The following is a 12,882-nucleotide window of genomic DNA, read 5'->3' on the forward strand; positions in this document are numbered from 1 at the left end:
ATAATCTGATCAGTCTGGTTCATATCCTGCGGCGGTGAAGTAGCTGGCGCATTCCTGTGGCGAGAACTGCGGGAGGGCGTCGCGGATAGCATCCCAAAGAGCGTCGATGGTGCGGGTGGCGGCCTTTCGCAGGAGCGCCTTGAGCTTGGAGAAGGCGTTCTCGATCGGATTGAAGTCCGGCGAGTAGGGCGGCAGGAAGCGCAGTGTCGCGCCTGCGGCTTGGATGGCTTCCCGGACGGCAGCACCCTTGTGGGCGGGCAGGTTGTCGAGGATGACGATGTCGCCCGGGCGCAGGGTGGGTGCGAGAACCTGGCGCGCATAGGCGGTGAACCACTCGCCGGTCATCGCGCCGTCCAGCACCATCGGCGCGGTCAGGCCAGACAGGCGCAGCGCGCCGGTGAAGGTGGTTGTCTTCCAGTGGCCGTGCGGCACGGGCGCCCGGCAGCGGGTACCCCGCTTGGCGCGGCCGTAGAGCCGCGCCATCTTGGTGGAGGCGCTGGTCTCATCGATGAAGACCAGTCGCTCGGGATCCAGGTCAGGCTGCGCCTCGAACCAGGCCTCGCGCCTGGCGGCCACATCTGGCCTCAGTTGCTCAGCGGCGTGGGCGGTCTTTTTTTGACCGTCATGTCATGGCGGTCCAGCAAGCGCCAGACGGTGCTTGGAGCCACTGCGACACCGTGCTCCCGCCGGAGCATCTCCGCGCCAGCTCCACCAGCGTGATGTCGACCCTGGCGTCCACCGCCGCGAGGATGATGTCCTTGTAGGCTTCAGCCCGCTGCGACCGGCGGTCGCCGCCCTGGCGGCGTGCCCTGTCCTGGCCGCTCTCTCGCCACTCCTGCATCCAGCGGATCGCGCTGGATACGGAGACGCCGAACCGGGCCGCCGCAGCGCGGCGAGACGAGCCCGCCTCCACGGCCGCAAGGACGCGTGACCTGAGGTCAGACGACAGCGCTCTGCTCATCCCCACCGGCCTCCTCCCGGCCAACAGGGTGAATCAAATTCCCAGGCGTTTGGGAATCCCTCCCCGACTCCGTCAGGTCAGATCATGCTCTAGCGGCGGGGCGGCGCACGGTCATTGCACCGCTGGCGTATCGAAGCTCTGCTGTTCCAGGAAGGCCAGACGGGCCGCGTAGTCGTCCAGGCGGCAGATCATGAAGCTGAGCAGCCCCGCGCCGATGCATCGCGGATCGGGGAGGCCCATCGCCGCCAGATCCACGCCCGCGCCATTGTCCAGATCCATTTCAAGGATGCCGGCGGCACGGGCGGGCGGGAGGTCGAGCATGAAGGTGCCGTCGCGCCCGGTTTCCAGTGTCAGCTCGAAATGGGAGAAGGTGCCGTCAGCCGCCGTGCAGCGCACCGTCATGGTGCACCTGACCGGCGGTGAGCGCAGCTGGAGATAGAGGCGGAGCGGAGCATCCACGGCGCCCTCGGGCAGGGGAAGGCGCATCGTTGCCGTGCCGCCCCGGCTCCAGACGCCCCAGTCCTCGGCGGCATACCACTGGGGTCCGTCGCGCACCGCGTCAGCCAGTGCACCGCCAAGCTCCGGCTGGGTCCGCAGCATGCGCCGGGCGAGATAGCGCTGGCCGAGTTGCAGGGTCGCGCGCTGCTCCAGCGGCCGCGCGGGCTCACGGGCCAGCGCGGCCACGGCCGAGAAGATCTCGTCCTTCACGGCGCTCCAGCTGCGCGGCTTTCCCTTCTCGCGGACCACCGCCTCCTGCGCAGCGCGGAACTCCGCATCGAGGATCACGCGCTCCAGCTTCTCCTGTAGATCCGGCAGGCTCTGCGGGGTGAAGTAGACCGCGGCCTCGCCGCCAGCCTCCACCAGTGCGGAGTGGCGGGCGGTGACGACCACCTTGCCATGCGCCATGGCCTCGGTGATCGGCAGCCCCCAGCCTTCGTAGTAGCTGTTGTAGACGGTGAAGGCGCAGCGCTCGTACAGCGCCGACAGCTCCAGGTCGGAAATGCGCGAGAGCAGAACGACGTGTCGCTGCAGCTCGGGCGCGTTGCGCAGCAGGCTGAGGGCTGCCTCGGAGTGCCAGCCTTCCTTGCCCACGCAGACGAGGCGGGGAACCTTCGCGGGGCCATGCCGCCGCAGCAGCTGCAGCCAGGCATTGAAGACCAGAAGGTGGTCCTTGCGGCTCTCGATGGTGGCGACGAAGAGGGCGAAGGACTCGCTGGGTCGCAGCACGCGCAGTGCGCTCAGCGTCGCGTTGCCTGTCGGCGCCGCCACGCTGCGCGGGTCGGCATCCAGACGGATGACATGGCCCGGGAGGTTGAGGGCGGGGAACAGCCGTCCGAGCTGCTGCCGCACGTCGCGCAGGGTGTTCTCGGAGTTGCACAGCAGACCATGCGCATGCAGGCCGAGGGCGCCGAACCAGCGCGCATAGTCCTGCACCAGGGTCAGCAGACAGTGCTCCGGCACGATCAGCGGAACGCAGTCGTGCATGAAGGGGATGTAGCGCACCCCGTGGCTCTGCTGGATCGTGCGCAAGGCGCGGAAATAGTCGGGAAAGCCCCAGGAATTGCCGAGGTTGACGAGAACCGCGCCAGGCATGAAGTCGAAGGCAGGCGCCTTGGCGACCTTGCGGCGCAGGGTGTCACGGGCCTGCACCCAGGACGGCTCCTCAGGGTCCGAGCCGGTGACGGAGAGGGCGACGAGCGCGGTGAAGCCGGCCTCATCCACCGCGTGCCAGGCCAGATCGGCAGCGTCATAGGCGGCGAAGCAGAGCTCCATCGCGGGATGCGCGGGCTCGGCGATCGCGCGGCTGACGATGCCCATCTGCACGCGCTGGATGCCCGTCGGCGTCCGTGCGCCGTTGAAGTAGTCGAGCAGATCGGTCACATCCAGCACAAGCTGGAGCTTCGCCTCCGTGCTGCCGGCGAGTTCGGGCTCCGTCTCCGGCAGAGAAGGGGGCGGCATCAGCGCCAGCAGAGCAGCGTCCTCCGGCTCCGGCTCCTCCTCAACCTCTTCGTCCAGCGCGTCGCCGCCGGGGCGAGGGGCGTGCAGCGTCAGCCATTCGGAGGTTGCGGAGGCTTCCCGCCAGGCATCGGCGTTCCCCGGATCGAGCGCCACTGCGCGGGCATAGGCGAGCGCTGCCTTGTGCCATTCATTCAGGAGCTTGTGGGCGTGCCCGATCTGGAGCTGCAGGTCGGCATCCTCCGGCGCCAGGGCCTCGGCCGCCAGATAGCGCGCCAGGGCCTCCGCCGGCTGGCCGGCTTCCTTCCGGCAATGCCCTTCCTGCACCATCAGCGGCCAGGCATCGGGGCGCAGCCGCACCACGGCCGCGTAGAGTTCCGCCGCACCCGCCCAGTCGCGTCCCTCGCGCTTCTGATCGGCCTGCGCGAGGAGCGCATCCGGATCGGTCGCGATCCCGTCTCGTTCAAGCGTGCCGCTGAGGTCGTGGGTCATGGCAGTGCAGCTCGTCAACTTGTCCGGCGATTCTCGGATACACCACTAGCGGTGACACTTTCTGTTTACCACCGCTAATCCCATTTCAACTTTGCCTCGCCTCGCAGGAGTTCCTGGGCAGCTTCGGTCCAGCCCTCGCCCTCATGCAACACCATCCCGGGGGCAAGCTGGTCCTGCCCCCGGCCGCCACGCCGGGCACGAAGCAGTACCCGCCGGGCCGGCTGGCCGGCGCGCGGCCAGAGCGGGAAGAGGCCGACCTCGCCGCAATCCGCCTGCCGCAGCGCCGCCGCCCCCTCGGCGAGACGGGCGGCGGGCAGGACGAGGGTGATGCTGCCGCGGTGACGCAGCGGCGCGGCCAGGGCTTCCGACCAGCCAGCCAGGGAGGGGCCGGGGCCGGAATGCGTCGCATCCGCCCGAAGCGCGGCGGGCGGCGCGGTGCCGGAGGGCCAGTAGGGCGGGTTGGCGAAGGCATGGTGCAGCCGCGGCAGGTCGCGGCGCAGCGCGGGATCGGCGATGTCGCCTGTCAGGACCGTGACGCGCTCGGCAGCGCCGTTCAGGGCCGCGTTGCGGCGCGCCAGCTCGGCGAGTCCGGCATCACGCTCCACGGCGATGACATGCAGCTCCGGCACACGTGCCAGCAGGCACAGGAACGCCGCGCCGCTGCCGCAGCCGCCTTCCAGCACGGTCTCGCCGGCGCGGGCGGGGATGCTGGCGGCCAGCAGCACCGCATCCAGGCCCGCCCGCAGGCCCTGGCGCGGCTGGCGCAGCCGCACCCGGCCTCCCAGCAGCGTATCGTCGGTCAGGGCATCCAGGCCGGCCTCGCTCACGGCGCCGCTTCGCCGGCCTGCCGCAGCACCGCGCGCGCGCGGGCGTAATCCTCCGGCCGCACCGCCAGCCGGCGTGGAAAGACGCCGATCCCGCCATGCAGTGCGCTCACATGCGCATCGAGCTGCTGGCTGGCGATGCCGGCATCGGCCAGCAGCGCCGCCAGGAAGGACAGGCGGACCGGGTCGGCGCTTTCGGCAAGCACGCGCATGGCGGGCGCAGTCTCCTGCAGGGAGGGGGAGGGGTGTGATGGGGCGGTGCCTTGCTGCCCCATGCCCCCGTGGCTATGGTGCGCGCCCCAGCACAGAGGTCAATGGCCGCGTGAGCTCTCCCGCCGCGCCGATGCGCACCGCGCTTGATATTCAGTCTTCTCCCCTCGGAGCCTCTCAGCCTGACGCTGAGGACGCGCTGACCGCACTGGTCGGCCTGGTGCGAGAGGATCTGGATGCCTGCAACCGCTTGATCATCGCGCGGATGCAGAGCCCGGTGCAACTGATCCCGCAGCTGGCGGCGCATCTGATCGCGGCCGGCGGCAAGCGGCTGCGACCGCTGCTGACGCTGGCGGCGGCGCGACTCTGCGGCTACCGCGGCGAGCGGCATGTCGGCCTGGCCGCCTGCGTCGAGTTCATCCACACCGCCACCCTGCTGCACGATGACGTGGTGGACGAGAGCAATCTCCGCCGTGGCCAGGCCAGCGCCAACGCCATCTTCGGCAACAAGGCCAGCGTGCTGGTGGGCGATTTCCTCTTCGCCCGCGCCTTCCAGCTCATGGTGGCGGACGGCTCGCTGGAGGTGCTGGACATCCTCTGCTCCGCCTCGGCCACCATCGCCGAGGGCGAGGTGCTGCAGCTCGTCATCCAGAACGACACCGCCTCCACCGAGGCGCAGTACCTGGAGGTGATCGAGGGCAAGACCGCCGCCCTCTTTGCCGCCGCCACGCGCGTCGGCGCCGTGGTGGCCGATCGGCCGCGCGGCGAGGCGGAGGCGCTGGACAGCTACGGCCGCAACCTCGGCATCGCCTTCCAGCTGGTGGATGACGCGCTGGACTACTCGGCCGAGCAGGAGCGCCTCGGCAAGACGGTGGGCGACGACTTCCGCGAAGGCAAGATCACCCTGCCGGTGATCCTCGCCTTCGCGCGCGGCAGCGAGGCGGAGCGCGCCTTCTGGCGCCGCGTGCTGGAGGAGAAGCAGCAGGAGGAGGGCGACCTCGCCCATGCCCTCGCGCTGATGCACCGCCACAACGCCATCACCGACACCATCGCCCGCGCACGCCACTACGGCGATCTGGCGCTGGCCGGGCTGGCACCCTTCGCGGACTGCCCGGAGAAGAAGGCGCTGGCCGGCATCGTCGAGTTCTGCATCGCCCGCGCACGCTGAGGCAGAGGCGGGCTGGCGGTTCAGGGAAGGGCGGCTCCGGCCGCCTTTTTCGTGTCGGGCCGCCGGCAGGCTCACCCTGGCCTTGTATCGCCGCCCGCCTTGCAATACCGTCTGACATGTCAGCGACATCCGAGTGCCCTGTCATGTCGATGCTTACGCCCCTCGAACCGCCCGCCTCCCTGACGGAGCAGGCCGTCGCCGCCCTCCGGCGGGAGATCATCACAACGCGGCTGATGCCGGGCGAGACGCTGAGCGAGGCCACGGCCGCGCAGATGCTGGGGCTTGGCAAGGCGCCCGTCCGTGCCGCGCTCGCCCGGCTGGCGGAGGAGGGGCTGGTGCAGGCCGTGCCGCGGCGCGGCTGGATCGTTTCGCTGGTCACCATCCGCGACATCCACGAGGTGTTCGGCCTCCGCCTGCTGCTGGAGCCCGAGGCGGCACGGCGCGCGGCCGGACGCGTGGACGCGGAGGCGCTGCGGCGGCTCGACGCCGTCTGCGCCTGCGGCTACCGACCGGAGGATGAGGAGAGCACCCATGCCTTCCTCGACGCCAACAAGGCCTTCCATGTCGCGGTGGCCGAGCTCTCGGGCAATGGTCGCCTGGCCCGGCAGATCGACCGCCTGCTCGACGAGAGCACCCGCATGCTGGCGCTCGGCCTGCGCTCCCGCGACCGGACGGGGGAAATGGCGCATGAGCACCACGCGCTGATCGAGGCCCTCGCGCTGGGCCGCGCCGAGAAGTCGGCCGCGATCATGCACGAGCAGGTCGCCGCCTCCCACCGGATGGTGCTGGCGGCGCTGACGGCCCCGGATTCGACCGCCGCCATCTGACCCCGCGGAGGCCCCATGTCCTTCATCGCCCCTCGATCCGCCCTCGATGCCATGCTGGCCGATATCGCCGTCGCGGCGCGGGCGGACCTTGCCGAACGGCCGCGCCGGGTCGCGGAAGCGCTGGGCGCCCATGTCCTCAACCCTGACCTGCTCGCCGGGCGGCCATGCCCATGCTGCCCGGAGCGCTACATCCGCCACCTGCTGCATGCCGATCCGGCGGGAGGCTATGCCGTGGTCGCGCTGGCCTGGCGCCCCGGGCAGATGAGCCCGGTGCATGCGCATCGCACCTGGTGCGCTTTCGGCGTGCACCGGGGCATCCTCACGGAAGGGCACTACCGGGCCGGCGGAGGGGGTGAGCCCATGCAGTGCGGCAGCGCCTTGCGCCCGCCGGGCGCAACCTGCCACGGGGCGGCGGACCCGGAGCTGATCCACCGGCTCGCCAATCTGGGAAGCGCCGAGGCGCTCTCCATCCACGTCTATGGCGTGCCGTTCGAGCGCTTCGGGCAGGATGTGAACCTGGTCTACGCGGCCTGACGCCATTCGCCGGACCGCGCGGGCAAGGGGCTCAGTCCTTGTGCTGGTCGGGCGCCGCGTCGCTGTTGAGCGCGATGTATTTCGGCAGGCCGATCTGCTTGATCAGCTCGAACTGGGTATCGAGGAAATCGGCGTGCTTCTCCTCATCCGCCAGAATGCGGAGCAGGAGGTCGCGGGAGACGAAGTCGCGCACGCTTTCGCAATAGGCGATGCCTTCCCGCAGGTCGGTCATCGCCTTGTCCTCCAGGCGCTGGTCGCACCGCAGCACCTCCTCGACGTTCTCGCCGATGAGGACCTGGTTCAGCCGCTGGACGTTGGGGAGGCCGCTGAGGAAGAGGATGCGGCTGATCAGCTCATCCGCGTGCTTCATCTCCTCGATGGATTCCTCGTATTCGTGCCTGCCGAGCTTGGTGACGCCCCAGTTTTCCAGCATGCGCGCGTGCAGGAAGTACTGGTTCACGGCCGTCAGCTCGTTGGTGAGCTGCGTGTTCAGGTGCTCGATAACCTTAGGGTCGCGCAGCATTGCCGTTCTCCCGCCTGGTGCCTTGCGCAGAGAGTGGGAGCGGGGCGTTTTCGCGTCAAGCGAGTGGCTTGGGCGGCTGCAGCCGGCCGGGCGGGCTCAGCCGCGGGCGTCGCCCTGGAACGGGGCGGAAGGCTGGTCGCGGATGATGGAGAGCATCGTGCCGGTGCAGCAGCCGCACTGGGCGGAACAGTTGCAGGCGGCATAGACCTCCTTCGGCCGCCGGGCGCCCGCATCGATGGCGCCGCGGATCTGGGTGTCAGTCAGGCCGTTGCAGAGACAGACATACATGAATCGGAACCGCTTCGTGGGAGCGGTGCGATTGATAGCTGTTCTCAACTTGGCCTGCAAGTCATTCGCAATCGCGCAGCACCCCCAGCACGGCCTTGCCGTACCGCTCCAGCTTGGTCGTGCCCACGCCCGGAATGGAGCCCAGCGCCCGCAGGTCGGCGGGGTGCGCGGCGGCGATCTCGGCGAGCGTGCGGTCCTGGAAGATGACATAGGCCGGCACGCCCTGCGCCATGGCGGTGCGGCGGCGCCAGTCGCGCAGTGCGGCAAAGACCGGATCGGCCATCGCGCCCTCGGCTGCCGGGCTGGCCGGCCCCGACCTTCCACCACCGGCGGCAATCACGATGTCCTGGCGCAGCATCACGGGCTTCTCGCCCTTCAGGATCGGGCGCGCGGCCTCGGTCGGCACCAGCTCGCCATGGTTCTCGACCACCACGTCCAGCGCGCCCTGCGCCACGAGCTGCCGCGCCACGCCGCGCCAGGCGGCGTCCGGCAGGTCGCGCCCGACGCCGAAGGTCGGCAGCTGGTCGTGCCCGAACTGCGCCACCTTGGCCGTGGTCTTGCCGCGCAGCACGTCCACCACATGGCCGAGCCCGAAGCGCCGGCCGGTGCGCAGCACGGCGGAGAGCAGCTTCTGCGCCGCCACCGTGCCGTCGAACAGGCGCGGCGGGTTCAGGCAGATGTCGCAGTGGCCGCAGGGCTCGGACGCCTCCTCGCCGAAGCAGCGCAGCAGGATCTGCCGGCGGCAGGTGGCGGATTCGGCGATCGCCACCATCGCCTCCAGCCGCTGCCGCTCGACGCGCTTCTGCTCCTCCGGAGCGCCGCTCTCGCCGATGCGGTGGCGGGCGAGGGAGATGTCGCCGGCGCCGTAGAGCAGCAGGGCCTGCGCGGGCAGGCCGTCGCGCCCGGCGCGGCCGATCTCCTGGTACCAGCTCTCCGGACTGCGCGGCAGGTCGGTATGGGCGACGTATCGGACATCGGGCCGGTCGATCCCCATGCCGAAGGCGATGGTGGCGGCCATGACCACCGCGTCGCCGCGGGCGAAGCGGCGATGTGCGTCGCGCTTCGCGGCGGGGTCCAGCCCGGCATGGAAGACCAACGCGTCGTGACCCTCCTGGCCCAGCCATTCGGCGGTCTGCTCGGCCTTGCGGCGGGTGCCGCAATAGATCAGGCCGGCGCCCGCGCCGTCGCCGGCGCTGCGGATGAAGCGGCGGAGCTGGCTGCGCTCGGCCTCGCGCGGCTCGGCGGCGATGTGGATGTTGGGCCGGTCGAAGCTGGCGCGGAACAGCGGGCTCGCTTCGAGCCCGAGCTGGCGCTGGATGTCCTCGACGGTGCGCGGGTCGGCGGTGGCGGTCAGCGCCAAGCGCGGCACGCGCGGGAAGCGCTCGGCCAGCACCGGCAGGCCGCGGTATTCCGGCCGGAAGTGATGGCCCCACTGGCTGACGCAATGCGCCTCGTCGATGGCGAAGAGGGCGATGCGCATCTCGTCCAGCCGGGCGAGGGTGTATTCGGCGGTGAGCCGCTCGGGCGAGACGTAGAGCAGCTTGAGCTGCCCGCTGTCGAGGTCGCGCCAGATGGCGCGGGCCTCCTCCGGGTCCAGCTCCGAGTGCAGGGCGGCGGCGGGGATGTCCTGCTGCCGCAGCGCCGCCACCTGGTCCTCCATCAGCGCGATGAGCGGGGAGACCACGACGCCCAGGCCGGGCCGGCACAGGGCCGGCACCTGGAAGCACAGGCTCTTGCCGCCGCCGGTGGGCATCAGCACAAGGCCCGAGCCTCCGCCCACGACATGGCGAACCACCTCCTCCTGCAATCCGCGGAAGCCGGGATGGCCAAAGACGCGGCGCAGGACCTCCACAGGCTCGGCGTAGTCTTGCATGAAATCCCTGGTGGTCGCGCGGCGCCCGGGAGACCCGGCCGGCATCGCCGGTCCGCGCAGGGTGGGTGGAACGGTGCGCCGCAGCGCACCGGATGGCCACGCCACGGCGGCCGGAGCGGGCCGCGCGGCGGGGTGAGGCAAGATATGGCGCCGTATGTACCCTCTCCAAGGCGCGATGGAAGGCCGCAGGGATGCGCGCGGCGCATCCTGCTCCCAGAAAGCGCCTGGGAGGGACTGGCCGGCTCGCGGAGAGAGTCCTAGGTTCCGCGCTTTCGTTCTGGGATCGGGTGGATGGATCAGGTGAAACTCGGCATCGTCGGCTTCGGCATCATGGGCGAGCGGCTGGTGCGCTCCGCCTTCCCGCATCCCACTGTCCGGCTCGCCGGCGTCTGGGATCCCTCGCCCGAGGCGGTGGCCCGTCTGGCGGCCACGGAGTCGGGCGCGCCGATGCTGGCCGATGCCGAGGCGGTGATCGCCGCCTGCGACGCCCTCTACATCGCCGCCCCGCCGGCGGCGCACCTGCCCCTGGCGCGCGCGGCGCTGCGGGCCGGCCGGGCCGTGCTGCTCGAAAAGCCTCTGGCGACCGACCGCGGGGATGCCGCCGCCTTCATCGCCGAGGTGGAGCGGGAGAAAGCCCGGGCCGCCGTGAACTTCCCGATGGCCTCCTCGCCCGCCGTGGCGCAGCTCGCCGCCTGGCGCGAGGCGGGCGCGGTCGGCGCGCCGCAGCAGCTCCGCATCAGCACCGAATTCGCCCGCTGGCCGCGCGGCTGGCAGCAGGAGGCGGCGGGCTGGCTGGCGCGCCGCGAGGAAGGCGGCTTCACGCGCGAGGTGGTGTCGCACTTCCTTTTCCTCACCCGTCGGCAGCTCGGACCGCTGGAACTGGTCTCCGCGCAGGTGGAGTACCCGGCCGGCGGCGGCTCCGAGACGGCTGTCAGCGCCGAGCTGCGGGCCGGCGGCGTGCCGGTTCTGCTCTCCGGCAGCGTCGGGCGGATCACGGCGGACGAGGCGAATTCCTGGACGCTGACCGGCGCGGCCGGCTCCATCCGCCTGCGCGACTGGTCCTATGCGGAGCGGCTGGACCCGCAGGGGAACTGGCAGGCGGCCCCGGACGCCCTGCCCAACCCGGCGATGCGCCCGCAGGCGCTGCGCGCGCAGATGGAGAAGCTCGCCGCCCTGACACGCGGCGAGCCGCAGAACCTCGCCACGCCGCGCGAGGCCTTCGAGGTGCAGGAAATGGTCGAGCGCATCCTGGCGGCGTGAGTCGTGGCGCATCAGTCCGAGGAGTCCCTTCGCATGTTGCCCTTGGAATGGCAGCCCGATGCTGCTTCGCTGCCCCTTTTCACCGTGACCAGGGCGGAGCTTGCCGCCTTCCTGGGCGGCTGCCCGGCGGGGCAGCGCGCCTTCCTGGAGGCGGGCGGCTTCGGCGCCGCAGCGGGCGAGTGGCGCCTGCTGCCGGAGGAAGCCGGACTGGCCGGCGCGGTTCTCGGCCTGGGTGAGGGGCCCGCCTCGCTCTGGCACTACGGTGCGCTGCCGATGGCCCTGCCGGAGGATTCGGTGTGGCATCTGGCCGATCCCGGCCTGGAAGCGCAGGCGGCGCTCGGCTGGTGCCTCGGCGCCTATCGCTTCACGCGCTACAAGCCGGCGCGCCGGCGGCCCGCGCGGCTGCGGCTGCGGACCGATCAGCCGGAGGCGGTGGCGGCCGCCGAGGCGGCATGGCGCGTCCGCGACCTGATCAACACTCCGGCCGCCGATCTCGGCCCCGCGCAGCTGGCGGCGGAGGTTGCGGCACTGGGCGCGCGCCACGGTGCGGCGGTGGTGCGCATCAGCGGCGATGAGCTGGCGGCGCAGTTCCCGGCCGTGGCGGCGGTGGGGCAGGGCAGCCATCGGCCGCCGGAGGTCGCCATCCTGCAATGGGGGCGGCCGGAGCACCCGCTGGTGGCGCTCTGCGGCAAGGGTGTGGTCTTCGACAGCGGGGGGCTGGACCTGAAGGGTCCTGAAGGCATGCGCCGCATGAAGAAGGATATGGGCGGCGGCGCCATCCTGCTCGGCCTGGCCGAGATGATCATGCGCGGCGGCCTGCCGGTGCGGCTGATGCTCAGCCTGGGTTGCGTGGAGAACGCCATTTCCGACCGGGCGCTGCGCCCGGGTGACGTCATCCGCACCCGCAGCGGCCGCACGGTCGAGATCGGCAATACCGATGCGGAGGGCCGGCTCATCCTGGCCGATCTGCTCTGCCACGCGGCGGAGCAGCAGCCCTTCCTGATGATCGACTGCGCGACGCTGACCGGCGCGGCGCGGGTTGCCCTGGGACCCGACCTGCCCGCGCTCTTCAGCTCCGATGACGGCTTGGCGGCCACACTACTGGCTGCGGGCCGGAAGGCCGAGGACCCGCTCTGGCAGCTTCCGATACATGAGGGTTACGATTCGTGGCTCGACAGTTCGCTGGCCACTCTTAACAACGTGGGCCAGAAACCGATGGCGGGAGCCATCGTTGCTGCATTATTTCTGAAAAGATTTGTTCCCGACAATGTTCGTTGGGTTCATCTCGACCTATATGCGTGGAACGACACGTTGCGGCCGGGTCGCCCCGAAGGCGGAGAAGCGCAGGCGATGCGGGCCCTTTATGCCGGCATCGCGGACCTTTCCTCCGGCTGAACCGGCTAAAAAGGTGATCAGGTCATATCGAAACCGTGACGCTGTTCGCCGATTAAGACGTAACACCTTTTGCTGACCCGACGGTCAGCATTTGTTCCCACCTTCCGCGCGACGAGATTCGCCGCCGGAAAAAAACGCTTGCTTGAGGATCGACGAATGCCCGTTCATAACGCTCCGGATCACCTGATTGGGATCTTCCGGGATACAGTGGTGGCCTTGGTGCGGCGCGACGGGCATGACTTGTCGGCGCGGCAACTCGGGGTGTTCCTCACGGTCTATATGTCGGAAGGGCCGCATACGGTCCGCGGGCTGGCCGCGACGCTGAACGTCTCCAAGCCGGCGATCACCCGCGCTCTCGACCGCCTGGGTGAGCTGGATCTGGCGCGCCGCAAGACCGATCCGCAGGACCGTCGCAGCGTGCTGGTGCAGCGGACAGCGAAGGGGACCTCCTTCCTGAAGGAAATCCGCTCCGTCATGGTCGAGGCCGACGGCACCGGGCGGGCGGGAACTCCCGCGCAGCCCGCCAACAGCGAGAGCGCCGCACGCCGCGCCGGCTGATTTCCCGCCTCGG

General features: G+C 70.6%; 12 protein-coding genes and 1 pseudogene. 6 read left to right on the plus strand and 7 right to left on the minus strand.

Annotated features, from left to right (window positions below):
• Positions 1–9 precede the first annotated feature (9 nt).
• The 4 genes and pseudogenes from QMO56_RS16045 to QMO56_RS16060 all read right to left on the minus strand — a co-directional run bounded on the left by QMO56_RS16045 (position 10) and on the right by QMO56_RS16060 (position 4,445).
• Positions 10–961 (minus strand): annotated as a pseudogene (locus tag QMO56_RS16045) (IS630 family transposase).
• Between the two features lie 111 nt (positions 962–1,072).
• A complete protein-coding gene (locus tag QMO56_RS16050) occupies positions 1,073–3,409 on the minus strand; it encodes a glycosyltransferase family 1 protein (protein WP_283527263.1) in 2,337 nt (778 codons plus the stop codon).
• A gap of 74 nt (positions 3,410–3,483) precedes the next feature.
• The gene (locus tag QMO56_RS16055) at positions 3,484–4,236 is read right to left on the minus strand and encodes a tRNA1(Val) (adenine(37)-N6)-methyltransferase (RefSeq protein ID WP_283527265.1); all 753 of its coding nucleotides are present in this window, start codon (positions 4,234–4,236) and stop codon (positions 3,484–3,486) included.
• Positions 4,233–4,445 carry a DUF2007 domain-containing protein gene (locus QMO56_RS16060; RefSeq protein WP_283527267.1) on the minus strand — a complete coding sequence of 71 codons (213 nt, stop codon included), beginning with the start codon at positions 4,443–4,445 and terminating at the stop codon, positions 4,233–4,235. The genes QMO56_RS16055 and QMO56_RS16060 overlap by 4 nt, the downstream gene beginning before the upstream one ends.
• Positions 4,446–4,555: 110 nt before the next feature.
• On the opposite strand from QMO56_RS16060, the gene QMO56_RS16065 reads away from it, so the two are divergent.
• The 3 genes from QMO56_RS16065 to QMO56_RS16075 all read left to right on the plus strand — a co-directional run bounded on the left by QMO56_RS16065 (position 4,556) and on the right by QMO56_RS16075 (position 6,972).
• Positions 4,556–5,611, plus strand: coding sequence for a polyprenyl synthetase family protein (locus QMO56_RS16065; protein ID WP_408906531.1), 1,056 nt, complete (start codon positions 4,556–4,558; stop codon positions 5,609–5,611).
• A gap of 143 nt (positions 5,612–5,754) precedes the next feature.
• Positions 5,755–6,438 (plus strand): GntR family transcriptional regulator, encoded by a 684-nt coding sequence (locus QMO56_RS16070; protein ID WP_283527268.1) that lies wholly within the window; start codon positions 5,755–5,757, stop codon positions 6,436–6,438.
• A 15-nt stretch (positions 6,439–6,453) separates the two neighbouring features.
• Complete coding sequence (locus QMO56_RS16075) at positions 6,454–6,972, plus strand: cysteine dioxygenase family protein (RefSeq protein WP_283527269.1); 519 nt, start codon at positions 6,454–6,456, stop codon at positions 6,970–6,972.
• A 31-nt stretch (positions 6,973–7,003) separates the two neighbouring features.
• Here the strand turns inward: QMO56_RS16075 and bfr are convergent, their stop codons facing one another.
• The 3 genes from bfr to recQ all read right to left on the minus strand — a co-directional run bounded on the left by bfr (position 7,004) and on the right by recQ (position 9,656).
• Positions 7,004–7,495, minus strand: a complete 492-nt coding sequence (gene bfr / locus QMO56_RS16080; RefSeq protein WP_283527270.1) for a bacterioferritin — start codon at positions 7,493–7,495, stop codon at positions 7,004–7,006.
• 96 nt (positions 7,496–7,591) lie between these two features.
• Positions 7,592–7,783, minus strand: a complete 192-nt coding sequence (locus QMO56_RS16085; protein WP_283527271.1) for a bacterioferritin-associated ferredoxin — start codon at positions 7,781–7,783, stop codon at positions 7,592–7,594.
• A 61-nt stretch (positions 7,784–7,844) separates the two neighbouring features.
• Positions 7,845–9,656 carry a DNA helicase RecQ gene (gene recQ, locus QMO56_RS16090; RefSeq protein WP_283527273.1) on the minus strand — a complete coding sequence of 604 codons (1,812 nt, stop codon included), beginning with the start codon at positions 9,654–9,656 and terminating at the stop codon, positions 7,845–7,847.
• Between the two features lie 291 nt (positions 9,657–9,947).
• On the opposite strand from recQ, the gene QMO56_RS16095 reads away from it, so the two are divergent.
• The 3 genes from QMO56_RS16095 to QMO56_RS16105 all read left to right on the plus strand — a co-directional run bounded on the left by QMO56_RS16095 (position 9,948) and on the right by QMO56_RS16105 (position 12,869).
• Positions 9,948–10,916, plus strand: a complete 969-nt coding sequence (locus QMO56_RS16095) for a Gfo/Idh/MocA family protein (protein WP_283527275.1) — start codon at positions 9,948–9,950, stop codon at positions 10,914–10,916.
• 33 nt (positions 10,917–10,949) lie between these two features.
• The gene (locus tag QMO56_RS16100) at positions 10,950–12,311 is read left to right on the plus strand and encodes a M17 family metallopeptidase (RefSeq protein ID WP_283527277.1); all 1,362 of its coding nucleotides are present in this window, start codon (positions 10,950–10,952) and stop codon (positions 12,309–12,311) included.
• A gap of 156 nt (positions 12,312–12,467) precedes the next feature.
• The gene (locus QMO56_RS16105; RefSeq protein WP_283527279.1) at positions 12,468–12,869 is read left to right on the plus strand and encodes a MarR family transcriptional regulator; all 402 of its coding nucleotides are present in this window, start codon (positions 12,468–12,470) and stop codon (positions 12,867–12,869) included.
• Positions 12,870–12,882 lie beyond the last annotated feature (13 nt).

Source organism: Roseomonas sp. E05, assembly GCF_030063475.1.
In the GTDB taxonomy this organism is placed as follows: Bacteria; Pseudomonadota; Alphaproteobacteria; order Acetobacterales; family Acetobacteraceae; genus Pseudoroseomonas.

Bases quoted from the DNA above. Each gene is read 5' to 3' on its own strand.
- QMO56_RS16060 (WP_283527267.1), bottom strand. From the start codon at position 4,445: ATGCGCGTGCTTGCCGAAAGCGCCGACCCGGTCCGCCTGTCCTTCCTG.
- QMO56_RS16100 (WP_283527277.1), top strand. From the start codon at position 10,950: ATGTTGCCCTTGGAATGGCAGCCCGATGCTGCTTCGCTGCCCCTTTTC.
- QMO56_RS16050 (WP_283527263.1), bottom strand. From the start codon at position 3,409: ATGACCCACGACCTCAGCGGCACGCTTGAACGAGACGGGATCGCGACC.
- recQ (WP_283527273.1), bottom strand. From the start codon at position 9,656: ATGCAAGACTACGCCGAGCCTGTGGAGGTCCTGCGCCGCGTCTTTGGC.
- QMO56_RS16070 (WP_283527268.1), top strand. From the start codon at position 5,755: ATGTCGATGCTTACGCCCCTCGAACCGCCCGCCTCCCTGACGGAGCAG.
- QMO56_RS16105 (WP_283527279.1), top strand. From the start codon at position 12,468: ATGCCCGTTCATAACGCTCCGGATCACCTGATTGGGATCTTCCGGGAT.
- bfr (WP_283527270.1), bottom strand. From the start codon at position 7,495: ATGCTGCGCGACCCTAAGGTTATCGAGCACCTGAACACGCAGCTCACC.
- QMO56_RS16095 (WP_283527275.1), top strand. From the start codon at position 9,948: ATGGATCAGGTGAAACTCGGCATCGTCGGCTTCGGCATCATGGGCGAG.
- QMO56_RS16075 (WP_283527269.1), top strand. From the start codon at position 6,454: ATGTCCTTCATCGCCCCTCGATCCGCCCTCGATGCCATGCTGGCCGAT.
- QMO56_RS16085 (WP_283527271.1), bottom strand. From the start codon at position 7,783: ATGTATGTCTGTCTCTGCAACGGCCTGACTGACACCCAGATCCGCGGC.